Annotated in this window: 23 protein-coding genes; 9 read left to right on the forward strand and 14 right to left on the reverse strand. The window is 75.0% G+C overall.

Annotated features, from left to right (window positions below; genetic code table 11):
- Window positions 1-3: 3 nt before the first annotated feature.
- Window positions 4-900 carry a M15 family metallopeptidase gene (locus ACSMHG_RS14920; RefSeq protein WP_435746490.1) on the reverse strand — a complete coding sequence of 299 codons (897 nt, stop codon included), beginning with the start codon at window positions 898-900 and terminating at the stop codon, window positions 4-6.
- A gap of 52 nt (window positions 901-952) precedes the next feature.
- Between ACSMHG_RS14920 and ACSMHG_RS14925 the strand changes: the two genes are divergently transcribed.
- Window positions 953-1981, forward strand: coding sequence for a glutathione S-transferase family protein (locus ACSMHG_RS14925; RefSeq protein ID WP_435746492.1), 1029 nt, complete (start codon window positions 953-955; stop codon window positions 1979-1981).
- Window positions 1982-2012: 31 nt separating this feature from the next.
- Here ACSMHG_RS14925 and ACSMHG_RS14930 read toward each other — a convergent pair whose 3' ends face one another.
- Window positions 2013-3137: a family 43 glycosylhydrolase gene (locus ACSMHG_RS14930; protein ID WP_435746494.1), complete on the reverse strand. Its 1125-nt coding sequence runs from the start codon at window positions 3135-3137 to the stop codon at window positions 2013-2015.
- A 103-nt stretch (window positions 3138-3240) separates the two neighbouring features.
- Window positions 3241-4065 carry an endonuclease/exonuclease/phosphatase family protein gene (locus tag ACSMHG_RS14935; RefSeq protein WP_435746496.1) on the reverse strand — a complete coding sequence of 275 codons (825 nt, stop codon included), beginning with the start codon at window positions 4063-4065 and terminating at the stop codon, window positions 3241-3243.
- Between the two features lie 165 nt (window positions 4066-4230).
- Between ACSMHG_RS14935 and ACSMHG_RS14940 the strand changes: the two genes are divergently transcribed.
- The 4 genes from ACSMHG_RS14940 to ACSMHG_RS14955 all read left to right on the forward strand — a co-directional run bounded on the left by ACSMHG_RS14940 (window position 4231) and on the right by ACSMHG_RS14955 (window position 8518).
- A complete protein-coding gene (locus tag ACSMHG_RS14940; RefSeq protein ID WP_435746498.1) occupies window positions 4231-4764 on the forward strand; it encodes a DUF1360 domain-containing protein in 534 nt (177 codons plus the stop codon).
- 148 nt (window positions 4765-4912) lie between these two features.
- The gene (gene pdhA, locus ACSMHG_RS14945; RefSeq protein ID WP_435746500.1) at window positions 4913-6076 is read left to right on the forward strand and encodes a pyruvate dehydrogenase (acetyl-transferring) E1 component subunit alpha; all 1164 of its coding nucleotides are present in this window, start codon (window positions 4913-4915) and stop codon (window positions 6074-6076) included.
- Between the two features lies 1 nt (window position 6077).
- Window positions 6078-7061: an alpha-ketoacid dehydrogenase subunit beta gene (locus ACSMHG_RS14950; RefSeq protein ID WP_435746502.1), complete on the forward strand. Its 984-nt coding sequence runs from the start codon at window positions 6078-6080 to the stop codon at window positions 7059-7061.
- Window positions 7062-7078: 17 nt separating this feature from the next.
- Window positions 7079-8518, forward strand: a complete 1440-nt coding sequence (locus ACSMHG_RS14955; protein ID WP_435746504.1) for a dihydrolipoamide acetyltransferase family protein — start codon at window positions 7079-7081, stop codon at window positions 8516-8518.
- Between the two features lie 58 nt (window positions 8519-8576).
- Here the strand turns inward: ACSMHG_RS14955 and ACSMHG_RS14960 are convergent, their stop codons facing one another.
- On the reverse strand, window positions 8577-9854 hold the full coding sequence (locus tag ACSMHG_RS14960; protein ID WP_435746506.1) for an ArgE/DapE family deacylase: 1278 nt from the start codon (window positions 9852-9854) through the stop codon (window positions 8577-8579).
- Window positions 9855-10063: 209 nt separating this feature from the next.
- On the opposite strand from ACSMHG_RS14960, the gene ACSMHG_RS14965 reads away from it, so the two are divergent.
- Window positions 10064-11440: a serine/threonine-protein kinase gene (locus ACSMHG_RS14965; RefSeq protein WP_435746508.1), complete on the forward strand. Its 1377-nt coding sequence runs from the start codon at window positions 10064-10066 to the stop codon at window positions 11438-11440.
- On the opposite strand, the gene ACSMHG_RS14970 is transcribed toward ACSMHG_RS14965, so the two are convergent.
- The 3 genes from ACSMHG_RS14970 to ACSMHG_RS14980 all read right to left on the reverse strand — a co-directional run bounded on the left by ACSMHG_RS14970 (window position 11427) and on the right by ACSMHG_RS14980 (window position 14075).
- On the reverse strand, window positions 11427-12275 hold the full coding sequence (locus ACSMHG_RS14970) for an SDR family oxidoreductase (protein WP_435746510.1): 849 nt from the start codon (window positions 12273-12275) through the stop codon (window positions 11427-11429). The genes ACSMHG_RS14965 and ACSMHG_RS14970 overlap by 14 nt on opposite strands.
- A gap of 61 nt (window positions 12276-12336) precedes the next feature.
- Window positions 12337-13821: a carboxyl transferase domain-containing protein gene (locus tag ACSMHG_RS14975; RefSeq protein ID WP_435746512.1), complete on the reverse strand. Its 1485-nt coding sequence runs from the start codon at window positions 13819-13821 to the stop codon at window positions 12337-12339.
- Window positions 13822-13844: 23 nt separating this feature from the next.
- Window positions 13845-14075 carry a hypothetical protein gene (locus ACSMHG_RS14980; protein ID WP_435746514.1) on the reverse strand — a complete coding sequence of 77 codons (231 nt, stop codon included), beginning with the start codon at window positions 14073-14075 and terminating at the stop codon, window positions 13845-13847.
- 405 nt (window positions 14076-14480) lie between these two features.
- Between ACSMHG_RS14980 and ACSMHG_RS14985 the strand changes: the two genes are divergently transcribed.
- Window positions 14481-15734 (forward strand): HNH endonuclease signature motif containing protein, encoded by a 1254-nt coding sequence (locus tag ACSMHG_RS14985; protein WP_435746516.1) that lies wholly within the window; start codon window positions 14481-14483, stop codon window positions 15732-15734.
- 311 nt (window positions 15735-16045) lie between these two features.
- Here the strand turns inward: ACSMHG_RS14985 and ACSMHG_RS14990 are convergent, their stop codons facing one another.
- From ACSMHG_RS14990 to ACSMHG_RS15005, 4 genes are all read right to left on the reverse strand, one after another.
- Entirely contained in the window at window positions 16046-17044 is a 999-nt protein-coding gene (locus ACSMHG_RS14990) for an NAD-dependent epimerase/dehydratase family protein (protein WP_435746518.1), read from the reverse strand.
- Between the two features lie 66 nt (window positions 17045-17110).
- Complete coding sequence (locus ACSMHG_RS14995; protein ID WP_435746520.1) at window positions 17111-18445, reverse strand: erythromycin esterase family protein; 1335 nt, start codon at window positions 18443-18445, stop codon at window positions 17111-17113.
- A gap of 60 nt (window positions 18446-18505) precedes the next feature.
- Window positions 18506-19981 (reverse strand): M1 family metallopeptidase, encoded by a 1476-nt coding sequence (locus tag ACSMHG_RS15000; protein ID WP_435746522.1) that lies wholly within the window; start codon window positions 19979-19981, stop codon window positions 18506-18508.
- Complete coding sequence (locus ACSMHG_RS15005) at window positions 19978-20541, reverse strand: RNA polymerase sigma factor (RefSeq protein WP_435746524.1); 564 nt, start codon at window positions 20539-20541, stop codon at window positions 19978-19980. The genes ACSMHG_RS15000 and ACSMHG_RS15005 overlap by 4 nt, the downstream gene beginning before the upstream one ends.
- A gap of 43 nt (window positions 20542-20584) precedes the next feature.
- Between ACSMHG_RS15005 and ACSMHG_RS15010 the strand changes: the two genes are divergently transcribed.
- On the forward strand, window positions 20585-22066 hold the full coding sequence (locus ACSMHG_RS15010) for a serine/threonine-protein kinase (protein ID WP_435746526.1): 1482 nt from the start codon (window positions 20585-20587) through the stop codon (window positions 22064-22066).
- A gap of 24 nt (window positions 22067-22090) precedes the next feature.
- Here the strand turns inward: ACSMHG_RS15010 and ACSMHG_RS15015 are convergent, their stop codons facing one another.
- Window positions 22091-22747 (reverse strand): hypothetical protein, encoded by a 657-nt coding sequence (locus tag ACSMHG_RS15015; protein WP_435746528.1) that lies wholly within the window; start codon window positions 22745-22747, stop codon window positions 22091-22093.
- 47 nt (window positions 22748-22794) lie between these two features.
- On the opposite strand from ACSMHG_RS15015, the gene ACSMHG_RS15020 reads away from it, so the two are divergent.
- On the forward strand, window positions 22795-24303 hold the full coding sequence (locus tag ACSMHG_RS15020) for an amidohydrolase (protein WP_435746530.1): 1509 nt from the start codon (window positions 22795-22797) through the stop codon (window positions 24301-24303).
- A 48-nt stretch (window positions 24304-24351) separates the two neighbouring features.
- On the opposite strand, the gene ACSMHG_RS15025 is transcribed toward ACSMHG_RS15020, so the two are convergent.
- Window positions 24352-25335, reverse strand: coding sequence for an SGNH/GDSL hydrolase family protein (locus tag ACSMHG_RS15025; RefSeq protein ID WP_435746532.1), 984 nt, complete (start codon window positions 25333-25335; stop codon window positions 24352-24354).
- 20 nt (window positions 25336-25355) lie between these two features.
- Window positions 25356-25730 carry a helix-turn-helix domain-containing protein gene (locus ACSMHG_RS15030; RefSeq protein ID WP_435746534.1) on the reverse strand — a complete coding sequence of 125 codons (375 nt, stop codon included), beginning with the start codon at window positions 25728-25730 and terminating at the stop codon, window positions 25356-25358.
- Between the last annotated feature and the right edge of the window lie 146 nt (window positions 25731-25876).

Raw genomic sequence — 25876 nt, forward strand, 5'->3', positions numbered from 1 at the left:
GGGTCAGCCGCCGGTCGCGCTGAAGTGCTGCCAGTCCTTGAGCGTCCGGTAGTCGCCGCCCCACTCCCACCCGATCCGCTGGAACGCGCGGACCACCGGGCCGTCCTCGAGCACCATGCCGGGCCGGCGGTGCGTGCGGTCGAGGTACGCCGAGGCCAGCTCCGGCAGGACCACGCGGCCGGCGGGCGTCTCGCGCAGGTAGGGGTTCTGGAACGGGTTGACGTCGACCGCCAGGCCGTAGGCGTGCTGGGAGTACGACGTGCCGCCGGTGATCGGCCGGCAGACGAACGCGCCGGTGTTGTTGCCGTCGCCGGTCGGGGGCAGGTCGAGCTCCTCGGGGCGGGTGATCCGCAGCTCCTCGAGCGGGAAGCCGGCTCGCCACAGGTCACGGAAGACCTGCACCAGGTCGTCGGCCACCGTCCGGTGCGCCAGCAGCTCGCCGGTGTGCCGCTCGCCGTCGAACCCCCGGAAGGACACCCGCAGCCAGGCCAGGTCGTCGGCGGCCACGGGGCAGGCCGGCTCCCAGGTCGACCGCTCGAGCACCCGGGCCGGCGCGGGGGAGACCACTCGTGAGGCGAACCCGCTCCCGGGCAGTGGTGCCACCGAGTCGGGCAGGGTGAACCGGCGCTCGCGCAGCCCCGGCGGGGTGGGCCGCACCTCGCCGTACCCGGTCGCCGCCTCGGGGAGCACGCGGGTCCCGAGCCACCGGGGCGGGACGGTCCCCGGCTCCGGCGGCGCCTCCGGTGGCGGGGCGGGTGCCGACGACGATGCCGGGTCCTGCGGTGGGACGGGCGCCGGCGCGTCGGAGGAGCACCCTGCCAGCGCTGCCGGGACGGCGAGGGCCAGCGAGACCAGCAGCGCAGTCGGCAGCGCAGGCGGCAGGGAGCGGGCGGGGCGCACGTCCCGACCGTACGTCGGGGGCCGCGTTGACGCCGGACCTACGCTGGCGGGCATGAGCACTGGCACCGCGGGCGACGGGAACGACGACGCCAAGCCGACGTACACGGAGAAGGGCAAGGCCTTCGACCGGGACATGAGCTACATCCCGGACCGGATCACCAAGGTCGTCGACGGGGCGCCGCGCCGGCCCGAGCACGGCCCGGTCGCGGGCGAGCTGTGGCCCGTCGAGCCCGGTCGCTACCGCCTCGTCGCCGCGAAGGCCTGCCCGTGGGCGAACCGCTCGATCATCGTCCGCAGGCTGCTCGGCCTCGAGGACGTCATCTCCCTCGGCATGCCGGGGCCCACCCACGACAAGCGCAGCTGGACCTTCGACCTCGACCCGGGCGGCAAGGACCCTGTGCTCGGCATCGAGCGGCTGCAGCAGGCCTACCTCGCCCGCTTCCCCGACTACCCGAAGGGCATCACCGTCCCGGCGGTCGTCGACGTGGCGAGCGGCAAGGTCGTCACGAACGACTTCCCGTGGATCACCCACGACCTCTCCTTCGAGTGGCGCGACCACCACCGCCCCGGTGCGCCGGACCTGTGGCCCGACGACTGCCGCGAGGAGATGGAGGAGGTCATGCAGCGGGTCTTCACCGAGGTCAACAACGGCGTCTACCGCTGCGGGTTCGCCGGCTCGCAGGAGGCGTACGACGACGCCTACGAGCGGCTGTGGACCGCGATGGACTGGCTGGAGGAGCGGCTGACCGACCGCCGGTTCCTCATGGGCGACCGGGTGACCGAGGCCGACGTCCGGCTCTTCACGACCCTGGCCCGGTTCGACCCCGTCTACCACGGCCACTTCAAGTGCAACCGGAACAAGCTGACCGAGATGCCGGCGCTGTGGGGCTACGCGCGCGACCTGTTCCAGATGCCCGGCTTCGGCGAGACCATCGACTTCGACCAGATCAAGGCGCACTACTACGTCGTGCACACCGACATCAACCCGACCGGGATCGTGCCGCAGGGGCCCGACACCGACGTCTGGCTGACGCCGCACGGCCGGGAGCGGCTCGGCGGGGAGCCGATCCAGCCCTGGTGACGATCCTGCTGGCCGCACTCTGGCCGGGCGGTCAGTCGCGGCGCAGCAGCCGGATCGTCGGGCGGCCCTTGCGCCAGTGCACCTCGCCGGCGAACAGCGACCGCTGGGGGCGCATGTCGGGCCGCCGCTCGAGGTCCCGGCCGGCCGGGCAGGCGCGCTCGGTGCGCCAGCAGGTCCAGCCGTGGAAGTACGCGATGTTCGGAGCGCCCTCCCGCTCGACCAGGTCGAGCCCGCCGGGACCGCAGACGCCGTGGCGTGAGCGGCTCAGCAGCGCCCGACGGCGGGACCGGTCCCAGCGCCACAGGCTCGTCGAGCGGCGCCAGGTGGTGCGGTAGCCGCAGTCGCCGAAGTAGCCCTCGGAGGTGTAGAGCACCAGGTGCCGCCCGCGCCGGACCAGCTCCGGGTTCTCGGTCACCCCACGCTGCCGGAGCAGCTCGCGGCTGCGGGCGCCGCGGACCACGCCGGTGCCGTCGGCGGTCAGCCGCACCAGCCGGATCGTCGACGGAGCGCTCTGGGTCTTGTAGAGCAGGTACTGCCGGCCGTCGCGGTCGTGGAAGGCCGACGGGTCGATGACCCCGCGCTCGTGGCGCAGGCGGGGAGTCCGCGGCACGACGTCCTGGGCCCGGGGCGCGCGCGCCCGGCGGGGGCACACCAGCGGCCGGTCGCCGATCGGCCGGAACCCGCTGAGCACCCCCGGCGCCGACGCCACCCCGATGCAGCGCGCGTCGCGTCCGAGCCCACGGACGGGCGCGGAGTAGTACAGCAGCCAGCGCGGACCGACCTGGACCAGGTCGGCGGCCCACACCGCCGGGGAGGCGACCCACCGCGGCAGCCGGGCCAACGCCGGCTCGGTCGGCACCCACGGCCCGGTCGGGGACGGAGCGGTCGCCCGGGGCGCATGGCGCCCGGTCGAGATCGCGACATACCCCTGCGCGTGCCGCACCACCGCGGGATCGGCGAAGCCGCGCGCCACGGCGACCGGCTGCGGCTGGCGGTGGGACTGGGCCTGGGACTGGGACTGAGGCTTGGGGCGCGGCTCGCCGGCGGCCGGGCCGGGCCCCGCAGCGACGACGGCCAGGGTGGCGGCGACCGAGGCCACCAGCGCCCCCACCAGGGCGCGCGTGCGCCGTCGTCCTCTCGAGCGTGCCTGCACCATCCGACGTCCCTCCCCTGGCGTGGCCACAGGATGGCGCGGCTCCTACGTCGGTGCAGGCGCCGTGACGAAACCGTGACCCTCGCCGGGGGGAGGGACCGTCGGGTCAGTGGCGGGTGCGCGACCCCGGGTGCACGTCGAAGCGGGCCACCACGACGTCGTGGTCGGTGTAGGTGGCCGGCTCCAGCTCGAGCGAGGGCCGGGTGAGCCGGCGCTCGCCGTAGACGTGCTGGATGCCGGGCGCCTGGGTCGCGGCCGCGTCGGTCAGCGTCCACGCCCGGGACGGGGCGCAGGAGCCCTGGCGGTTGACGTCGCCGGCGGCGACCACCGGCTGCAGCCGGCCCAGGTCGAGGATCAGCTCGCGGAGCTCCTCGCACTGGGCGTCGTTGGCCGCCTCCGCCTCCGCCTCGGCGCTGCCGCGGACGCTGAGGTGGGTGCCGCAGGCGGTGAGGCCGTCGGTCACCACGCAGGCCACCCGGCGCTCCTCGCGGCCGTGCTGGCCGTCGTAGGCCCGGTCGATCACCGCGAGCGGCTCGGCGCGGGTGAGCACCGCGTTGCCGAAGACGCCACGGCCCTCGGGTCGGCGGCAGTCCAGCTCGGTGCCGCCGTAGATGACGGTGGAGAAGGTCAGGTGCATGCCGGTCTCGCGGGCGACGCGCTCGGCGTCGCCGCTGCAGGACTCGTTGAGGACGACGACGTCCGCGTCGTTCTCCTCGATCCGCTCGATCGTCTCGTCGACGACCGCGGGGTACGCGGTGCGGCCGAAGCAGCCGGCGTACCCGGAGAGGCACTGGTTCATCTGGAGCAGGGTGACCCGGTCGGGGCGGCCGGGGCCGTCGGGCGCGGCCGAGGCGGGGCCGCCGAGGGCGGCGAGCGGGAGGACCGCGGTGACGACCGCGGCAGCGAGCGAGCTGAGACGGGGACGGCGCATGAGGGAGCCTTTCGCAGGAGCCGAGACTGCTGGGACGCCCCGACCCCACCGGCCGCCGGTGACGCGGGGGCGGAAGGCCGTGGGCCGGCCCGTGAACGTCGCGTGACGAGCCCAGATCACCCTCTCGGGTCGTCTGACGCAGGGTCGAGGTGGTCACGGGAGGGCATGACGCACACCCACGGGCACACCCACGCGCACTCCACCGCCCAGGAGGCGGCCGCCCAGCTCGTCGACGGCTACGACCCCGACGGCGAGGTCGCGCTCGGCGGGTACGCCGGCAGCATGGGCACCTACGCGCTGGTGATCGCCGGCATCGCCGCGGCCGGGCGCTCGGGCGGCTACGAGCTGGCGGAGCGCTACGACCTGGCCGACATCGCCCTCGGCGGGCTCGCGGTCCACAAGTTCACGCGCATCCTCTCCAAGTCGTCGGTCACCGCGCCCGTGCGTGCGCCGTTCACCCAGTTCGAGGAGGCCGCCGGCTCCGGCGAGCACGTCGAGTCGGCGCGCGGCGACGGCGTCCGCGGCACGATCGGCAAGCTGCTCACCTGCCCCTTCTGCCTCGGGGTCTGGATCGGCACCGCCTACATCGCCGCGCTCAACGTCTCACCCCGCCGCGCGCGCGCCTGGGCCGCGCTCTTCGCCGTCACCGCGGTGTCGGACTCGATGCAGCACGTCTACGCGCGACTGCGGGGGGACTGAGCCCGGCTGGCGGCCGCCGCGGGCTCGCCGGTACCTTGGTCGCACCACGCATGTGGTCCCGGTCACAGCGCACCACCCTCGCGCCTGGACCGGGGACCCCATCCGGCCCGGCGACCCCGGTAGCCGGTGACCACGAAGGAGTGCGCCCGTGAGCCAGACGTCCGGATTCGGCCCCGACCTGGCGGAGGTCTTCGGACCTGCCCAGCGTGACGGCGGGCCCGAGCTCGTCCAGCTGTTGACCCCGGAGGGCGAGCGCGTCCATCACGCGGAGTTCGACCTCGACTTCTCCGCCGACCAGGTGCGCGGCTTCTACCGCGACATGGTGCTGACCCGCCGGATCGACACCGAGGCCACGGCGCTGCAGCGCCACGGCGAGCTCGGGATCTGGGCGCAGCTGCTCGGCCAGGAGGCCGCCCAGATCGGCGCGGGCCGCGCCCTGCGGCCGCAGGACCACGTCTTCCCGACCTACCGTGAGCACGGCGTCGCCTGGTGCCGCGGCCTGGACCCGCTCCGCCTGCTCGGCCTCTTCCGCGGGGTCGACCACGGTGCGTGGGACCCCGAGGAGTTCCACTTCGGGCTCTACACGATCGTCATCGGCGCCCAGACCCTGCACGCGACCGGCTACGCCATGGGGATGCAGCGCGACGGCGTCGTCGGCACCGGCGACCCGGACCGCGACGCCGCGGTGGTCGCCCACTTCGGCGACGGGGCGAGCAGCCAGGGCGACGTCAACGAGGCGTTCATCTTCGCCGCCTCCTACAACGCGCCCGTCGTCTTCTTCTGCCAGAACAACCAGTGGGCGATCTCCGAGCCGATCGAGCGGCAGACCCGCATCCCGCTCTACCAACGCGCCCTCGGCTTCGGCTTCCCCGGCATCCGCGTCGACGGCAACGACGTCCTCGCGACGTACGCCGTGATGCAGGCGGCGCTGCAGCGCGCGCGGGAGGGGCAGGGGCCGACGCTCGTGGAGGCCTACACGTATCGGATGGGCGCCCACACGACCACCGACGACCCGACCCGCTACCGGCTCTCCGACGACGTGGAGCACTGGAAGCTCAAGGACCCGATCGAGCGGGTCCGGGTCTACCTGCGCCGCAACGGGCTCGCCGACGCCGACTTCCTGGACGCGGTCCAGGAGGAGGCCGACCAGCTGGGCGCCACGCTCCGCGAGGGCTGCAAGGCGATGCCGGACCCACAGCCTCTCGCCATCTTCGACCACGTCTACGCGGAGATGACCGAGGAGCTCGCCGCCCAGCGCGACGGCTTCGCGGCGTACCTCTCCAGCTTCGACGACGCCCGCCAGGAGGCTTGAGATGACGACCACGAAGGTGACGCTCGCCAAGGCGCTCAACATGGGCCTGCGCCGGGCGATGGAGGACGACCCGAAGGTCCTGGTGATGGGGGAGGACGTCGGCAAGCTCGGCGGGGTCTTCCGGATCACCGACGGCCTGCAGAAGGACTTCGGCGAGGACCGGGTGATCGACAGCCCGCTGGCGGAGTCCGGCATCGTCGGCACCGCGGTGGGCATGGCCCTGCGCGGCTACCGGCCCGTCGTCGAGATCCAGTTCGACGGCTTCGTCTACCCCGCCTACGACCAGATCGTGTGCCAGGTCGCGAAGATGCACTTCCGCAGCCAGGGCCGATCGCCGATGCCGATGGTCATCCGCATCCCGTTCGGCGGCGGCATCGGCGCGGTGGAGCACCACAGCGAGTCCCCGGAGGCGCAGTTCGCGCACACGCCCGGCCTCAAGGTCGTGGCCTGCTCGAACCCGGTGGACGGCTACTGGATGCTGCAGCAGGCCATCGCCTGCGACGACCCGGTGGTCTTCCTGGAGCCCAAGCGGCAGTACCACGCCGACAAGGCCGAGCTCGACGACGGGGCCACGCCCGACCCGCTCTTCTCCTCGCGGGTGGTCCGGCGCGGCGGCGACGTCACCGTGCTCGCCTACGGGCCCACGGTGAAGACCGCGCTCCGGGCGGCCGAGGCCGCCTCCGGTGACGGCACCTCGCTCGAGGTCATCGACCTGCGCACGCTCTCGCCGCTCGACATGGGCCCGGTCCACGAGTCCGTGCGGCGCACCGGCCGGGCGGTGGTCTGCCACGAGGCGCACGCCAACCTCGGGATGGGTGCGGAGCTGGCGGCACGGATCACCGAGGAGTGCTTCTACTCCCTCGAGGCGCCGGTGCTCCGGGTCGGCGGGTTCGACACGCCGTACCCGCCGTCGCGGATCGAGGAGGACTTCCTCCCCGACCTCGACCGCCTGCTGGACGCCGTCGACCGCTCGCTCGAGTTCTGAGGACAGGAGCACCAGAGATGCCCGAGTACCTCCTCCCCGACGTCGGTGAGGGCCTCACCGAGGCCGAGATCGTCTCCTGGAAGGTGAAGGTCGGCGACGTCATCGACGTCAACGACATCGTCGTCGAGATCGAGACCGCCAAGTCCCTGGTCGAGCTGCCCTCGCCGTACGCCGGCACGGTCACCGCCCTGCTGGTCGCCGAGGGCGAGACGGTCGAGGTCGGCACCGCGATCATCGCGGTCGGCGACCCCGCCGACGCCTCGTCGGTCGAGCCTGTCGAGACCCCCGAGATGGAGATCGACCTGTCCAACCCCGCCGCGAGCGGTGGCGGCGAGGGCGAGAGCCTCGTGGGACGCAACAAGGCCGACCGCGGGCCCACCCGCCGGCCGCGCCGCGGCTCGGCGTCGCCCCGGCAGGAGTCGGCGGCGGCCACGCAGATGCAGGTGCAGGGTGCGTTCGCCCCCGGCGGCGCGCAGTCCGACCCGGTCGTCGAGACCGACGAGCCGGCGGTGCCGGCCCGCGCCGACGAGGGTGAGCCGGCCGCCGACGTACGGGTCCGGGCCAAGCCGCCGGTCCGCAAGCTCGCCAAGGACCTCGGCGTCGACCTCGTCTCGCTCACCCCGACCGGGCCGCACGGCACCGTCACCCGCGGCGACGTCCTTGATGCTCGCAACGCGTCCTCGAGCAGCGGGCCGGACGCCGAGGCGATGTCCTCGGACCTGCGGATGTCGTTCGACTCCGGCGACGGCCGCGAGAGCCGCGAGCCGATCAAGGGCGTCCGGAAGATGATGGGCCAGGCGATGGTCGAGTCGGCCTTCACCATCCCGCACGTGACCGAGTGGGTCACCGTCGACGTCACGCGAACGATGGAGCTCGTCGAGCGGCTCAAGGAGCACCGCGAGCTGCGCGACGTCAAGGTCTCGCCGCTGCTGGTGCTGGCCCGGGCAGTGCTGCTGGCCATGCGGCGTACGCCGGAGATCAACTCGGTGTGGGACGACGCGTCCGGCGAGGTCGTCTACAAGCACTACGTCAACCTCGGCATCGCCGCCGCGACCCCGCGGGGACTGGTCGTCCCGAACGTCAAGGACGCCCAGGACCTCTCGCTGCGCGACCTGGCCGAGGCGCTGGCCGGGCTGACCGCGACCGCACGGGAGGGCCGCACGCAGCCGGCCGAGATGGCCGGCGGCACGTTCACGATCACCAACGTGGGCGTCTTCGGCGTCGACGCCGGCACCCCCATCATCAACCCCGGCGAGTCGGCGATCCTCTGCTTCGGTGCGGTCAACAAGCGGCCGTGGGTGGTGACGAGGGACGGCGTCGACGAGATCGTCGTCCGGCAGGTGACGACGCTGGCGCTCTCCTTCGACCACCGCCACGTCGACGGCGAGAAGGGCTCGCGCTTCCTCGCCGACGTCGCCTCGATCCTCGAGGACCCGGCCTCGGCGCTGCTCTTCTGACGCCTCGTGCTGCCCAGCGTGCGCCCAGGCGCACGCTGGGCAGCACGAGGCGGGGTGGTCAGCCGCAGGCGCGGAGCAGGGTGAGCACCAGCGTCTCGGTGACGGCCACGACCTCGGCCACGTCGACCGCCTCGAGCGGGCTGTGGGCGAGGCGCACGTCGCCGGGGCCGTAGTGGAGCGTCGGCACGCCGGCCGCGGCGTACTGCCTCAGGTCCGAGCCGTACGGCGCGCCGCGCTCGCGTGGCCGCGGGCCGCCGGTGATGTCGACGTGCGCGGCGGCGACCAGGTCGTGCAGCGCGCCGGCGTCACCGTCGTACTGGCCGGCACCGAACTGCCCGCCGGTCCACGCCACCACCGGCGGGTGGTCGCGCAGCCACGGGTCCCGGGCGGCGGCCTCGGCGATCGCCTCCTCCAGAGCGGCCCGTGCGTCGGCGGCGTCCTCGCCCAGGGCGACGCCGAGGCGGCCCTCGGCGACGAGCAGGTCGGGCACCGTGCTGGCCCAGTCGCCGGCGCGCAGGGTGCCGACCGAGATCGGGTAGGCCACGGGGTACTCCGCCATCAGCGGGTGCACTTCGGCGTTGCGCCGGCGCTCGAGGCCGGCCAGGGCCGCGTGGAGCGGGAGGTAGGCGTCGATGGCGCTGTGGCCGGCGTACGCGGTGCTGCCGTGGGTGGCGGCGCCCGCCACTCGCAGCTCGAAGGTGAGCGCGCCGGCGTTGGCGGTGGTGATGGTCCCGCTGGTCGGCTCGGTGATGACGCACGCCTTGCCGCGGTGGCCGCGGGCGAGGGTGCCGAAGGCGCCGAGGCCCCCGTCCTCCTCGCCGACCACGAGCTGGAGGGCGTAGGGCCGGGGGAGAGCGATCCCGGCGGCCCGGACGGCTCGGACCGCGGCGATGTTGGCCACGACGCCGGCCTTCATGTCGCAGGTGCCACGGCCGTGCACCCGGCCGGCTCCGTCGACGTACGGCTGGAAGGGCGCGGTCCGCCACTGCAGCGGGTCGCCCTCGGGCACCACGTCGACGTGTCCCTGGAGCACCAGCTCCGGCTCGCCGGCGGACAGGTCGCTCGCCGCGACCAGGCCCCACGCCTCGCTGCGCGGGACCTCCATGCCGGGGAAGTCGGGGTCGGCGGTGAGGGTCGGAAGGTCCAGCTGCCAGAGGTCGACGTCGAGGTCCAGCTCGCGCAGCTCCTTGGCCAGCAGGTGCTGCACGTCGCACTCGGCGTCGCTGCCCACCACGCTCGGCACGGCGACGAGCTCGAGGAGGTCGCGCGCGAGCTCACGCTCGTCGACGAACGCGAGGGCGCGGAGCTCGCGGTCGCTCAGGTCACGGTGTGCCACGAGGAGAAGGTAGGGACGGCGGGGGCCCTGCGGTGGCCGATTCACACACTTGTAACCGGCGGTGCCTCGGGTCGGCCCGGGTGGGTCAGGCGGACGGTTCCGGGTGGGTCAGCCGGGGGTGGTCCGGCTGGGCCAGGCGGCCGGGACGTGGCCGGCCCGGCTCCTGCGGAGGACGAGTAGAACGTCGCCCGGAGGGGTAGACGGAGCAGGTGGTCCGTCATGACGCGAGCGGCGAGGACGAGCGCGACGCGCTCGGGTATCCCGCTGTCGGCGAGGTCCTCGACCACTACAGCATCGGCCGGTGCCTGGGCGTCGGCGGCATGGGCTGGGTCTTCGAGGCGCTGGACTCCCGGCTGCAGCGGCAGGTCGCGGTCAAGGTGGTCGCGCCGCACCTCGCCGCCGACCCGGAGTTCCGCCGGCGGTTCACGCGCGAGGCCGCGGCCCAGGCCTCCCTGGACTCCCCGCACGTCGTCCAGGTCCACGACCACGGCGAGGTCGACGGCCGGTTCTACCTGGTCACCCAGCTGGTGCCGGGCGGCGACCTGGCCGCGATGCTCGAGGCGCACGGCCCGCCGGAGCGTCGCACCGCCATCGACGTGGTCGGGCAGGTGGCGGCCGGCCTGGCCGACGTCCACGACGCGGGCCTGGTCCACCGGGACGTGAAGCCCGCCAACGTCCTCCTCCGCCACCGCGACGACGGCCTGACGGCGTACCTCGGGGACTTCGGCGTCGCCCGGCGCGCCGACGCGGACGAGACCGCGCCGGGAGTGGGGAGCGCGGGCACACCGCGGTACATGGCGCCCGAGCTCCACGCCGGTGCGAGCGCCGGGCCGCGCAGCGACGTCTACTCCCTCGGTTGCCTGCTCTGGACGGTGCTCACCGGCTCTCCGCCGTACGACGGCAGCTCGGAGTGGGAGCTGGTCACCGCCCACCGCGAGCAGCCGGTCCGGCAGCTGCCGGGCGACGGCCCGCTCGTGGAAGGCCTGAACCGGGTGCTGGCCCGGACGATGGCCAAGGACCCCGCCGAGCGGTACGCCGACGCGGGCGCCGTGCGCGACGAGCTGCGGGCGCTGCTGACCCTGCCCGAGGAGGAGGAGCACGTCGTGCCGGTCACCGCCGTCGACCCGCCGCCGCGCCGGCCGCTCCCGCCGCCGGCCGGGTCGCGGGCCAAGGTCGTGGCGCTCGTCGTGGCGCTGCTGGTGGTCGTGGCCGGCGCCGTCGCGGCGTGGGCGCTCACCTGGGGCGGCCGCGACCGCGTGGCGACACCGGCCGGCCTGCCGACCCCGGCCGGGCTGCCGGGGCCGGCGTCGTCAGCGCCGTCAGCGCCGTCGGAGCCGTCGGAGCGGACGGCCGTCACCAGCCTGGCCCGCGCCCTCGTCGACCAGGGCGTGGTGAGCGGGCCGACCGCGACCTGTGCGGCCGAGCGGTGGATCGCCGAGGCCGGGCTGGAGGAGATGGTGGCGGCAGGGTTCTTCGACGAGGAGCTCCGCTACGTCGACCAGCCCGGGTCCGCGCTCTCGAGGGAGATGCGGGCCGCCATCCGGGCAGCGGTGGCCGCCTGCGCGGGGGCCGCTACCGAGCGCTGACCGCGCTCGCGCCGCCGTCGCCGAGGTGCACCTGGCCCACCTGGACGCCCTCGGGGCTCAGGGGCCGCAGCATCGCGTCGGTCCCGCCGTCGACGAAGAGGACCGAGCCCACGACCAGGCTGGCCGCGTCGGAGAGCAGGAAGGCGATGGTGGCCGCCACCTCCTCGGGTCGCCCCGGCCGACCCAGCGCGGTGGGGTAGGCGTCGGCGAAGACGCCCAGCTCCGGGTCCGCCCGCAGCCGGTCGGTCATCGGCGTGGCGATCAGCCCGGGCGCGACCGCGTTGAGGCGGACGCCTGCGCCGGCCCAGCGGGGCGTCACGCCCTCGCGGCGGGCCCAGTAGGCCAGCGCCCCCTTGGTGGCCGGGTAGACGTGCACCGCCTCGAGCGGGGCGGCCGCCCGGCGAGCGGCCTCCTCGTCGCCCGCGAGGCAGCCGCTCGCGACGTCGGCGCTCCAGCCCGGCTGGGCGGTCACGGAGTTGCTGGCCAGGAGGACCGCCGCGCCGGGACCACCGGTCGCGAGCTGGGCGTGCAGGCCGTCGACGAGGGCGACCGCGCCGAAGTAGTTGACCGACACGACCAGCTCCGGGTCCACGCCGGTCAGCCCGGCGATCCCGGCGGCCGGCACGACGCCGGCGAGGCCGTCGTCGCCCACGAGGTCGGCAGCGCCGGCGACGGCCGTGCGGCGTCCGTCGGGGGTCGACAGGTCGGCGACGACGTCGGCGTCGTGCAGGTCGATCGTGACGACCCGGTGCCCCTGGGACCGCAGCAGCCCCGTGGTCGCGGCCCCGATGCCGGAGGCGGCCCCGCTGACGACGTACGTGCGCTGGCTGGTCACCGGCGCACGCTAGCCAGCGGGCGCGCCCGCCCGCAGCCGTGGTCCCACTGGTGCGGCGGGCTCAGGCGTACCGGCGGGCGCGGTCGGCGGGGGAGCCGGGGCCGCGGTCGAGCATCGCGGCCAGCTCGTGCTCCAGCACCGCGCCGACCCGCCGGCAGAAGGCCTCCGGCTCGTCGGCGGCGTCGGGCCGCTCGGCGACCACGCGGTCGACGATGCCGAGGTCGTGGAGGTCGAGGGCTCGCACCCGCTGCTGCCGGGCCATCTCGGGGGCGTGGTCGAGGTCGCGGTGGACGATCGCGCTGGCGCCCTCGGGCGGCAGCGGGGAGAGCCAGGCGTGCTGGGCCGCCACCACCCGGTCGGCGGGCAGCAGGGCCAGCGCGCCGCCGCCGTTCCCCTCCCCGAGCATCAGGCAGAGCGTGGGGGCGTCGAGGGTGACCAGGTCGGCGAGGCAGCGGGCGATCTCGCCGGCGAGCCCGCCGTTCTCGGCGTCGGGGGAGAGCGCGGCGCCCTGGGTGTCGATGACCGTCACCAGCGGCAGTCCGAGCTCGGAGGCCAGTCGCATCCCGCGGCGGGCCTCGCGCAGCGCCTCCGGCCCCATCGGGTGGTCCGGGGTCTGGCCGCGCCGGTCCTGGCCCAGGAAGACGCACGGCGCCTGGCCGAACCGCACCAGCGCGATGAAGAGCCCGGGGTCCCGCTCGCCCTGGCCGGTGCCGTTGAGCGGCACGACGTCGGAGGCGGCGTACTTGAGCAGGCGGCGTACGCCGGGCCGGTCGGGGCGGCGGGACCGGGTGACGGCGTCCCAGGTCTCGACGTCGGGGAGCGTGCCGTCGGCGGAGTCGTCGGGCGCGGCGGGCACCGGGTCGATGCCGTGCCGGGGCGCGAGCAGGATGGTGAGGGCGCGGTCGAGGATGGCGGCGATCTCGTCGGGGGCGACGACGGCGTCGATGATGCCGTGGGCGTAGAGGTTCTCGCTCGTCTGCACGCCCTCGGGGAAGGGCTTGCCGTAGAGCGCCTCGTAGACCCGCGGGCCGAGGAAGCCGACGAGCGCGCCGGGCTCGGCGACGGTCACGTGGCCGAGCGACCCCCACGACGCCATCACGCCGCCGGTGGTCGGGTGGCGCAGGTAGACGAGGTACGGCAGGCCGGTCGCCTTGTGCGCGGCCACCGCCTGGCTGATCCGGATCATCTGCACGAAGGCGGGCGTGCCCTCCTGCATCCGGGTGCCGCCGCTGACCGGGGCGGCCAGCAGCGGGAGGTTCTCCCGGGTGGCGCGCTCGATCGCCGTCACGAGGCGGTTGGCGGCCGCGCGGCCGATCGAGCCGGCGAGGAAGCCGAACTCGCCGACGACCACCGCCACCCGCCGGCCCTTCATCAGCCCCTCGCCGGTCAGCACCGACTCGTCGACGCCCGACTTCTCCTGCGCACGGCGCAGCTCCTCGGCGTACTCCTCGCTGATCCCGGCGCGCTCGGGCGGGGTGTCCCACGAGCGCCACGAGCCCCCGTCGAGGACCAGGTCGATCAGCGCTGCGGCGTCCAGGCGGGCCATGGGGGTGGAACCTAGTCGGTGCTCTATCCCGTGAGCGAGCCGGACGTCGCGATGTCGACCACGAGCCCGACGACGATGGCGACCAGGGAGACGGCGACGCCCAGAGCGGCGCCGGGGATGACTCCCGGGCGGCGGTGCAGGAAGGCCGAGACCAGCGCGACCACCGCGAGCGCGACGCCGACCGTCGCCGCCCACGTTGCGAGCTGCGACCCCAGCAACGTGTCCTCGCCACCCTCGAGGACTTGCCAGGTCACCCAGGCGGTGCCCCCGATCGTGGCGAACGTCAGCGACGCCGCAGCCGCGACCTGCCGGTGGCGGCCTGTCGGCGCGGTCCGCGAGGTGGTGTCCAGGGTCCCAGCATCGGCCCGGTGGTCGAGCCTGTCGAGACCACGCCCCCCTTTCGGTGGTCGAGCCGGCTGATCGGTGGTCGAGCTTGTCGAGACCACGGCGGCCCGGTGGTCGAGCAGAACTTCGGTGGTCGAGCTTGTCGAGACCACGGCGGCCCGGTGGTCGAGCTTGTCGAGACCACGGCCCGGAGGTCGAGCACGTTCGCCTGTGCAGATCGCGGTCGGGACGCGCCCTGTGGACAATTCGCGGACCGGCCCTGACGTGCGGAAACAGTATCTGGGACTGTCGGTGGCGGGTGCTTGAGTGGGGTCATGGCCAAGGACCTGCGACCCGGCGGAGATCACCCGGTCTCGCGTGCGGTCGCGCGGCTGCGTGAGGAGCTGGACGGGCTGGCGGAGGTGCCGTTGTTCGGCCTGGGGCCTGGGGAGACCGGCGCGACGCTGGTGGAGCTGACGCGCTTGGCGGCGCAGGTCGCGGAGCTGGAGCTGCGGGTGGCCGCGCACGCTGGTGAGGTCGGTGTTGAGCAGCAGACCGGTGCGACGTCGACGGCGAGCTGGTGGGCCCACGCCACCAAGCAGGACCGGCGTGCCGCCGCCGGCCGGGTGCGGCTCGCGGAGGCGTTGGGGCGGTTCCCCCTCGTGCGGGAGGCACTCGCTGCTGGTGGGGTGAACGCCGAGCAGGCCCGCGTCATCACCACCGCCCTCGACGCACTTCCGGAGGGGTTGGAGCCCGACCTCTACGCCAAGGCTGAGCGGCACCTCGTGGCCGAAGCGGCCCATCACGACCCGTCCGCGTTGCGGGTGATCGGCAAGCACCTGCTCACCGTCATCGCACCCGAGATCGGTGAGGCGCACGACGCCCGTGCGTTGGAGCGCGAGGAGCGGGCCGCTGCGGCGCGTGCGTTCCTGACGATGTGTCCCGACGGTCGCGGGAGCATGGTCGGGAAGTTCAGCGTCCCCGAAGCCCACGGGCAGATGCTCCACAAGGCGCTGCTGGCGCTCTCGGCGCCCAAGCACGTCGCCGCCACCGACGGCGCCGGCTCCTACGAACGCCGCCCCTCACCCGAACGCCTCGGCACGGCATTGGTCGAGCTGATCGAGCGGTTCCCCGCCGACCGGCTCCCCGACCTCGGCGGCACCAACGCCACCGTCGTGGTCACCATGGACCTCCACACCCTCCTCGGCGGCCTGCGCCACGCACAGCTCGACACCGGCGGCGTCGTCTCCGCCGCCCACGCCCGCCGCATCGCCTGCGAAGCAGGCATCATCCCCGCCGTTCTCGGCAGCAGCAGCGAGGTCCTCGACCTCGGCCGCACCACCCGCCTCTTCACCAAAGCCCAACGCACCGCACTCAACCAGTCACAGCCCACCTGCACCACCGTCGGCTGCGACTGGCCCGCCTACCTCTGCCACGCCCACCACGACACCCCCTGGCACTCAGGCGGGGCTACCGACCTGGCCAACGCCCGCAACCTCTGTCCCCACCACCACGCCCGGATCCACGACCCCACCTACGACACCCAGCGACATCCCGACGGCAGCGTCACCTTCCACCGACGGACCTAGGCCGACGGCACTACACGCGTGGTCTCGACAAGTTCGACCACCGAAACAGGGCGTGGTCTCGACAAGCTCGACCACCGACGTGGTCTCGACAAGCTCGACCACCGAAGCAGGGCCGTGGTCTCGACAAGCTCGACCACCGAGTAGGCCGTGGTCTCGACAAGCTCGACCACCGAGTAGGGCGTGGTCTCGACAAGCTCGACCACCGAGTAGGCCGTGGTCTCGACAAGCTCGACCACCGAGTAGGGCGTGGTCTCGACAAGCTCGACCACCGAAGCAGGGCCGTGGTCTCGACAAGCTCGACCACCGGGTGGCTAGGGGCGTCCGGCCACCGCGGCGAGGACCTCGGCCTCCTCCGCCCGGGTCAGGCCGGTCACCGCGGCCGACGGGGTGGCGTGGAGCCAGGCCAGGGTGTCGCTGGCGGTCTCCTCGACGGGCCGGGTGCCGAGCCCCGCGGCGGCGGGTGGGCCGGCGTCATGGGCGAGCAGGCCGTCGTACTGCGGCCGCGGTAGCCAGAGCGGCACCGAGCGAGGGCCCGACCACGGCTCGACGCCCTGGCCGGCCAGCGCCTCCTGCGGCACCCAGGTCAGCGCGGCACCGTCGCCGCCGCAGCCCCGCGCCACCGCGGCCAACAGGTCACGGATCGGGGTGGCCGGTCCCACGGCGTCGTGCACCCCGGGCGCCCGGTCCTCCGCCAGGTCGACGACCCACGCCGCGAGGTCTCGGACGTCGAGGGCCTGCACCACGTCCTCGGGATCGCCCGGGGCCAGGACGCGGGGGCGCGCCGCGGCGTCGGCGAACCGCGACACCCAGTAGGTGAACCGCCCCGACGGGTCACCCGGCCCCGCGATCAAGCCCGGACGCACCACCGTCGACGACCGGGCGCCCGCCCGCACGAGCGACTCGCAGGCGACCTTCATCGGTCCGTACGCCTCCGGGTCGACCGACACGTCCGCGTCCTCCCAGCGCGGCTCCCGCAGGGGGAGCGAGCCCGGCGTGCCGCCCGGCGTCGACTCGTCGGCGTAGACGTTGACCGTGGAGACGAAGACCCAGTGGCTCTCGCCGAGCCGCTCCACCGCCCGCCGTACCCACGAGGGCTGGCGAGCCACGTCGACCACGGCGTCGTACGACGAGCCCGTTCCGATCGCCTCCGGCAGTGCCTCCGCGCGGTCGACCGGCACGTGCCGCGCGCCCTCCGGCACCGACCCGGACGCGCCGCGGCAGGCGCAGGTGACGTCGTGACCCCGCTCGACGGCCAGCTCGGCCACGGCCCGCGAGAGGAACACCGAGCCGCCCAGCACGAGGAGTCGCATGCCGTCACGGTGCCCGGGCGGCCGCCGCAGCGGAAGGCCGGTTCGCCGAGGGCGGAACGGCTCGGCTCAGGCCCCCGTCGGCCAGGACTCCAGCTCGCCGGCCGGGCCGTCGGTCCCGTGACCACCGCGGGGCAGGGGCCGCAGGGCGGACGTCTCGTCGATCCACAGGAAGGCGTCGTACCGGCGCCCGAGGACGGTGGGCACGTAGTTGCCCCAGCGCTCGGCCTCGGGCCGGTAGACCACACCGATGGCCCGGTGCGGTCGCTCCTCGGCCGCCCACTGCGGGAGGTCGGGCGGGAAGACGAAGAGCGCGGAGCGTCCGGGCAGCGAGTCGTGCAGCAGCGCCTCGGTGCTGCCGGCGCGGGCCGCCGGCACGCGCATCACCTCGCGTGGCAGCCCCCACTCGCGGCCGGCCACCACGGTGCCCCGGTGGCTGCCGAAGCCGACCAGGACGCACTCCTCCTCGCCGTACCTCTCCCGGACCAGCTGGCCGAGGTTGACCAGGCCGGCGTCGGACATGTCGGTGAAGCGGGCGTCACCGACATGGGTGTTGTGCGCCCACACCACGACCTTCGCCGGGCGCCCGCGCCTCGACCCGTGGTGCTCGAGGAGGTGGTCCAAGGTCTCGACCATGTGCGTGTCGCGGATGTTCCACGACTCCGGCCCGCCGCGGACCATCGAGCGGTAGTAGGCCTCCGCGCCCACGGCCGCCTCGGCGTTCCGCTCGGCCGCGAACGTCGCGTCACGCTCGGCAGGCGCTCGGCCGGTGGCGTCCAGGTCGTCGGCGTGGCGGCGGAGCAGGTCCCGGAGCAGCCCGACGACCTCGGTCTCGCAGCCGGTGGGCACGAAGCGGGTGGACCGGGCATAGGCCTGCGGGTCCTCGGCGTACGGCTCGAGGCACCGGCACGCCGCGAGCGCCGCCTCGAGCTCCGCGGGATCGTGCTCGCGGGCGTGGTCGACCACGGCGCGCAGCGACTCCCACAGGGAGTAGACGTCGAGCCCGTAGAACCCGACCCGCTCGCCGGCCGGCCTCCGGTCGTTGTGGCCACGCAGCCAGCCGAGGAAGCCGGCGACCTCCTCGTTGGCCCACATCCAGGTCGGCCACCGGACGTAGCCGGCCAACGCCTCGCGCGGGTCCGTCGGGGCTCCCGGCGCGCCGGTCACGCTGCAGCTCACCCGCCAGCAGTCCGGCCAGTCGCCCTCGACCGCCACCGCGTCGAAGCCGCGCTCCTCGACGAGCCGCCGGGTGAGGAGCTCGCGCCACCGGTAGTACTCGTGGGTGCCGTGCGAGGCCTCGCCCAGGCAGACGACCCGCGCGTCCCCGATCCGGTCGAGGAGCGGGTCGAGGTCCGCGGGATCGGCGAGCGGTTGCGCGAGGGCGGCGGGGTCCGTGGCCGTCACGGTCCCGGAGTACCCGGGGCCGACGGCCCCATCCCCCGACCGACCGACGGCGGCGCGAGGTCAGGAGCGGGGCGGCGTCGTCTCGTCGAGCAGCCAGGCGTCGAAGAACGCCGAGAGCTCCTCGCCGGTGTGCTCCTCGACCCACGCGACGTGCTCCTCGCGGTCGGCGCTGCCGTCGGCCTGCGACGCGGGCCACTCGCGCACCAGGCTCCAGAAGACCTCGTCGCCCAGGCGCTCGCGCAGCTCGTGCCACATCAGCGCGGGTCCGTAGTAGACGTTCGACTCGCCGAAGGCGTCCGGGTCGTAGTCGCCCGGCGGTCCGTGGTCGGCACGCTCGGCCGCCTCCCGCTCGGCGTACCCGCCGAGGAGCGCCTCGAGCGGCACGTCGTCGTGCTGCGCCTGCCAGACCAGCTGCAGGTACATCACCATGCCCTCGTTCAGCCACAGGTCCCGCCAGTCCGTCGGCGTGACGAGGTCGCCGTACCAGTGGTGCGCCATCTCGTGGACCAGGACCGGGGCCGAGGTCGCGTAGTCGGTCGTGCCGACCGTGATCATCGTCTGGGTCTCCATGGCGCTGCTGGAGTCGACCACGACGACGCCGAGGGTGTCGTACGGGTAGCGGCCCAGCCGCTCCTCGAGCCAGGGCAGCTCCCGTGCGGTCGCCCGCAGCCGCGTCACGAGCTCCGGCCGGCCACGCGGCACCCAGTAGCTGATCGGCACGCCCGTCGCGGACTCCTCGCGGGTGACGACGTAGTCGCCGATGGCGACGGTCACCAGGTACGACGCCGCCGGCTCCGCGAGCCGCCAGTGGGTGACCGTGCGGTCCCCGGCGTCGCGCCGCGACAGCAGCTCGCCGTTGGCCACGCCGACCCACGGGGAGGGCACCGAGACGGTGATGTCGTAGAGCGCCTTGTCGGAGGGGTGGTCGTTCGCGGCGTACCAGGTGAACGCGCCGTACGGCTCCTGCATCGTCCACACCTCGCCGCCGGTGGTCGTCGTCCAACCGGTCTCGCTGACGTCCGTCCGTGTGGTGGGAGAGGTGACCGGCTGCGGCGTGCCGGTGTACGTGAGGACCAGCCGGTACCGCTCGTCGGCCACGACGTCGTGGCGGACGACGAGGTCCTTGCCGCGGTGGCCGAACCGGACCGGCTCCCCGTCGACCCGCACCGAGCGCACCTGGAGCTCGGGTGCGAGGTCGAGCTGGACCTGGTCGTCGTCCTCGGTCGAGCGGAAGACCAGTCGCTCCCGCCCCTCGAGGACGCGCGCGGCGGGGTCCCAGTCCAGCGCGAGGTCGTAGTGGAGGGCGTCGACGCCCGGGTCGCCCACGTGCGGGTAGACCGAGTCCTCCCGCGGCTCGCTGAGCGCCGCGTCGAGGGCGTCCGCAGGCCGGGTGGTCCCCGGCGACCGCTCGGGAGCCGCCGAGGAGGTGCTCGACGAGGGGGCCGCCTCACGTGGCTGGGCCTCGCCGGAGCCGCCGGAGCAGCCCGCGAGCGCCAGGCCGACGAGGAGCGCCAGCGGACCCGCGCCCCGGTTCACTCCTCGGGCCGCAGCATCGGCCGGACCAGCTTGCGGGCGTGGTGCACCTGCGCCTTGACGGTGCCGACGGGGATGCCGAGGTGGGCGCCGATCTCGGCGTAGGACATCCCGTAGACGTCGCGCAGCATCAGCGGCTCGACCATCTGCGGGCGGTCGCGCTCGAGCACCTCGACGGCCTCGAGCAGGTCGAGCCGGGTGCCCGCGATGACGGAGGTGGTGCGCGGGTCGGCGTGCTCGGGCAGCAGGTCGCTGGCGACCGCCTGGTTGCGCATCCGCCGGTACGTCGTCCGCGCGCTGTTGAGCGCCACCACGTGCAGCCAGGTGGTGAACCGGCCCCGGCCACCCCAGGAGCCGATCTTCCCGGCGACGTTGAGCAGCGCCTCCTGGCAGGCGTCCTCCGCGTCGGCCGAGTGCGGCAGCACGCCCCGGCAGACGGCCAGCGCGCGCGGCCGGACGGCGGTCAGCAGCTCCTCGAGCGCGTCCCGGTCGCCCTCGCGGGCCCGCCGGGCGAGCTCGTCGAGCTCGTCCGGTGTGTGCGCGTGCGCCGTGCTGCCCGTCATCCGCCGTCCTCCCCGTCCGCTGCACGATAATGCCCCTGTGTCCATGCCCCACCGACTCGGTCGCTACGTCGTGCGCCGGCGGATCGGTGCGGGCGGCTTCGCCACCGTGTGGCTGGCCTACGACGAGCAGCTCGACAGCCCCGTCGCGGTCAAGGTGCTGGCCGACAACTGGACCGAGGACCAGCACGTCCGCCAGCGGTTCCAGGAGGAGGGCCGCTTCCTGCGGCGCGTGGAGAGTCCGCACGTCGTGAGCGTCTACGACGCCGGTGAGCTCGACGACGGGCGCCCGTACCTGGTGATGGCTTACGCCGACCAGGGCACCCTCGCCGACCGCCTGGAGGCGGGAGTGCTGCCGGTGCCGGAGGCCCTCGAGGTGGTCCGGCAGGTCGGCGCCGGCCTGGCCGCGCTCCACGAGCGCGACGTGCTGCACCGCGACGTCAAGCCCGCCAACGTGCTGTTCCGGACGGTCCGCGGCGAGGTCCGCGCGATGGTGGGCGACCTCGGGCTCGGCAAGGCGCTGGACATGTCGTCGCGGCTGACGATGGTCGCCGGTACGCCGACCTTCGTCGCGCCCGAGCAGGCGCAGGCCGAGCCGCTGGACGCCCGGGCCGACCAATACTCCCTCGGCGCGCTGGCCTACCTGCTGCTCGCCGGCCGGGCGCCGTACACCCACGCGACGCTGGGCGCCGCCGCCCACCCGGCGCCGGCGCCGCCGCTGGGGACGCCCGAGCGGCCGTTCCCTGCCGCCACCGACGCGGTGGTGCGCCGGGCGCTCGCCGTCGACCGGGAGGACCGCTTCCCGGACGTCACGGCGTTCGTCGACGCCCTCGCGGCGACCCTGCACGACGCGGACCTCCCGGACGGAGTGGTGCCGGGCGGCGGGCCGGCGGCGCTGCCGGCGATGGACCCGGACCTCACCCAGCCCGGGGCCCGCCCGACCGCGCGCCCGGAGCCGCCCGAGACGTCGGGCGAGGGCCCCGCCGGAGCGCCTCGGCCACACCGTCGCCGGCTCGTCGTGCCCGCTGCCGTCACCGTCGCGGCCGTGGCCGTCGGTGCGGCCGTGGGCTACGGGTGGCAGTCGACCCGCGCGGAGGACGTGCGGGTCGTCGACGACCAGGGCAGCCTCAGCGTCGAGGTGCCGCGCGACTGGGAGCGTGCGGTCGCGGCGGACGGCTGGACCCCGCCGAACGACGACGTGACCTACCCCGCCCTCTCGGTCGGCACCACCGAGCGGTGGAGGGAGCCGACCACGCGCGCGGAGGGCGTCTTCCTCGGCCTCTTCCCCGGCAACCAGCTGCCGACCGCGATGCCGCAGCACCCGGAGTGCGACGTGGCCCAGGAGCCGGTCACCGAGACCACCGGCGATCCCTCGCGGACCGTCGTCCACACCGGCTGCCCGCACGGCGTCACCGTCGAGCGCGTGGTCCAGGTCGCGGGGAACCGGCTGCTGTGGGTGCAGGTCCGCAGTGCCGACCGGGCCACGGCCAACGAGGTGCTCGACAGCGTCGACACCCACGGCATCTGAGCCGCCGGCACCCGGGCCGGGGCCTCAGGACGTCGTGGCGCCCCGCACGATCCGCTCCACCAGATCGGCCATGCCCCGCCGGTCGCGCTCGCGTCCGATGAGCGCGATGGCGGCGTACGCCGTGGACCCGTCGACGGAGAGGAACCGCTCCATCGCCACGCGGCGGTACCCCGACAGGACGTACGTCGCGGTGAAGCCCTTCTCGTCCCGCGACTCCACGACGAGGTCCTCGACCTCGGAGGCGCCGCCGAGCGCGTCGAGCCGCTGCTGCAGCACGGCCGCCCGGGTCTGGACCCCGCCGATGAGCCGGACGCGGAGGAAGAAGGAGTTGTCGCCGGGCTGGTCCGGCGGGAGCCACTTCCACTCGCCGAGGCTCGAGTCGCTGCGCAACCAGCCGACCGGCACCGGGAGCCGGAGCCGGTAGGGGTGGACCTCGATCTCCGCCGGGCGGGTGGGCACGCCGGGAGCGAGCGCGGGGGTGTCCGGGTCCGGGACGACCTCCGGCTCCGGGTCCACCGGGTAGGACGGCGACACGGCCGCGACCGGGACGGCGGTCCCGGCGGCCGTGGGCTCGGGGCGCGCGAGCCCCGCCGCGAGGACGCCCCCGGCGGCGCCCAGCACGAGACCGAGCACCGCGCCGGCGGCCGCCAGCGTGCCGGTCCCGCTAAGCCCCGTCCTCATGGCGCCCGAGGGTAGACGGGTTCCGGGCCGCGGCTACGTTCTGGCCCATGACGAGCCTGCTGCTGCGCCGTGCCCGACCGGTCCCGCTCCACCCCGGCGACGCGGTGCCGGAGCGCCCGGTCGACGTCCTCGTCGAGGGCGGCCGGGTCTCCGCACTCGGCGTCGACCTCGCCCGCCCGGCGGGGGTCGAGGAGGTCGACGCGGACGGGCGGTGGCTGCTCCCCGGCCTGTGGGACCAGCACGTGCACATGGCGCAGTGGACCCTGGCCTCCCAGCGGCTGGACCTCGCCGGGGCCCGGACGCCGGAGGACGTGACCGGTGCCGTGGCGGAGCGGGTGGCCGAGCAGCCCGAGCTCCCGGTGATCGGGTGGGGGCACCGCTCGGGTGCGTGGGACCGCGAGGTCACCGTCTCCGAGCTGGACGCCGTCTCGGGGCAGACCCCCGTGGTGCTGATCAGCGGCGACGGCCACCACGCCTGGCTCAACACCACCGCGCTGCTGCACCTGGCCATGCCCGTCCGCGACTCGGTCGTGCGGGAGGCGGAGTGGTTCGCGGTGTACCCGCGGCTGGTCACCCTCGTCGGCAACGACGGGACCTCGCCCGAGGCCTACCGCCGCTCGCTCGAGGCCGCCGCGGCGCTGGGGATCGTCGGCATCGCCGACTACGAGTTCGGCCACGGCCCGCTGGACTGGGTGGAGCGCTGGGGCGCCGGCGCGGACCTGCTCCACGTGCGCGCGGCGACGTACGCCGAGCACCTCGACGACGTCATCGCGCTGGGCCTGCGCACCGGCCAGACGCTGCCCGGCTGCGACTCGCGGCTGACCATGGGGTCGCTGAAGATCATCAGCGACGGCTCCCTCAACACCCGCACCGCCTGGTGCTGCGAGCCGTACGCCGACGCGCACCGCCTGGAGTACCCCGCCGGGCAGCCCAACCTGTCCGGCGCCGAGCTCCGCGAGCACCTCTCGCGTGCGCACGGGGCCGGTTTGGAGGTCGCCACCCACGCGATCGGCGACGCCGCCGTGGCCGAGGCCCTCGCGGCGTACGGCGACACCGGCGCGCGCGGGTCGATCGAGCACGCCCAGCTGGTCGGCCGGGGGGACGTGCGCCGGATGGCCGAGCTCGGCATCCGGGCCAGCGTGCAGCCCGCGCACCTGCTCGACGACCGCGACGTGAGCGAGCGGATCTGGGGTGAGCGGTCCGAGCGGTGCTACGCGTTCCGGTGGATGCTCGAGGACGGCGTCGAGCTGGTCCTGGGCTCCGACGCGCCGGTCTCCCCGCTCGACCCGTGGCTGGCCCTCGCCGCGGCCGTCCACCGGAGCGCCGACGAGCGCGAGCCGTGGCACCCCGAGCAGGCGCTCACGGTGCAGGAGGCGCTGGCGGCCTCCGTCGACGGCCAGCCGACGGTCGCGGAGGGCTCCCGCGGCGACCTGGTCCTGGTCGACCGCGACCCGCTCGCCGACCACGCCTCGACCGCGGAGACCGCCGCGGCGCTGCGCGCCACCACCGTCGGGCTCACCGTCGTCGACGGCACCGTCGTCCACCGCGACCTCTGACCCGTCGAGGTGGCAGGCCTGCACGGTCGAGGTGGCAGGCCCGCACGGTCAGCCGGCCAGGGCGTCCAGCACCAGGCCGGCGGTGACCTGCTGCCCCGCGGCGAGCGGGTGGTAGGCGAGCGCCACGCCGTCCCGGGTGATCCGGCCGTTGACCCACGGGTCGTCGGAGCAGACGTCGTGGCCGTCGCTGGCGGCGTACAGGTCGACGTAGCGGGCGCCGACGCGCCGCGCGGCACGTTCCTGGGTGTCGGCGAGCAGCCGGTTCATCCGGGCGGCGAAGGGCTGGTCGCCCTCGGCCAGCGGCAGCACGTCGCTGCACGTGGCGTCCGCCGGGACGATCTCCGGGTAGCCGACGACGACCACCTCGGCCTCCGGTGCGCGGTCCCGGATCCCGCGGACGGCGGCCACCAGCCGGTCGCCGACGGTGTCGATGTTGGCGCGCAGTTCCGCGACGCCGTCGGGGCCGAGCTGCTCCCGGCACGGCGCGCCGTCCGGGTCCTCCTGCCGCGCGCGGACGCAGGCGCCGACCAGCGTGCTGTAGATCCCGAAGTCGTTGCCGCCGATGCCGATCGTCACGAGGCTGGTGTCCGGCTCGAGCGCCTCGAGCTGGGCCGGCACCGCGCCGTCGAGGGTCGGCTGGGCGCCGACGAGGGAGGTGGTGTCGGCGCCGGCGCAGCTGACGTCGGTCAGCTCGGCGCCGAGGGCGTCGGCGACCAGCCGCGGGTAGTTCTGCGTCGAGCGCAGGCAGCCGTCGGCGCGGTCGGTCTCGCCCACGAGCGGCGCCGAGGTGAAGGAGTCGCCCAGGGCGACGTACGTCGGGAAGCGCCCGGCGTCCGGCGTGGCCAGCGGTGTCGTGCCGCCCGCGGTCACGTCGCCGGTGCGCGGCGCGGCGGAGGAGGCGTCGGGGCCGGTCGACGTGCTGGTCGACGGGCCGACCGGGTCGCCGGGGGAGTCGCTGCAGCCGGCCGTCGCGGCGAGCACCGCGAGCAGGACCGAGCCGGCAGCCCGGCGACGGGTGGAGGTGGCGCGCATGCCCGCCACGGTACGGACCGTCAGCCAGCGGGCGGCGTCCCGGCGCCCGCGCCGACGGCGAGGGTCAGGCGCAGCACCAGGGCGGGGTCGTCGAGGCGGTCGCCGTACAGCTCGCGGAGCTGGCCCATGCGGTAGCGGACCGTCTGCGGGTGCACGAACAGCGCGGCCGCGACGTCCTCGCGTCGCCCCTGGTGCAGCAGCCAGGCGCGCAGCGTCTCCTCGAGCTTCTCCGCGGTGGCCGGGCGGAGACCGGCGAGCGGCGCGAGCGCGGCGGCGCGGAGGTCGGCGAGCGCGTCGGGGTCCGCGGTGAGCACCAGCTGCGGCAGGTGCGCCTCGGTGTCGTCGCGCAGCCCGAGCGCGTGCGCCCGGCGGGCGCGCAGGTAGGAGGCCCGCACCTCGCTCCACGGACGGGCCGGCCCCGCGACGGCGTCGCGGGGGCGGCCCCGGCGCCGCCCCCCCCCCCCCGGGCGGGCGGGGGGGGGCGGGGCGTGGAGGCCAACGCCCTCGTAGCCCGCCGCCCGCCCGCCCCCCCCCCACGAGT

The sequence above is a fragment of the Nocardioides ureilyticus genome (assembly GCF_051280745.1).
Classification (GTDB): domain Bacteria; phylum Actinomycetota; class Actinomycetes; order Propionibacteriales; family Nocardioidaceae; genus Nocardioides.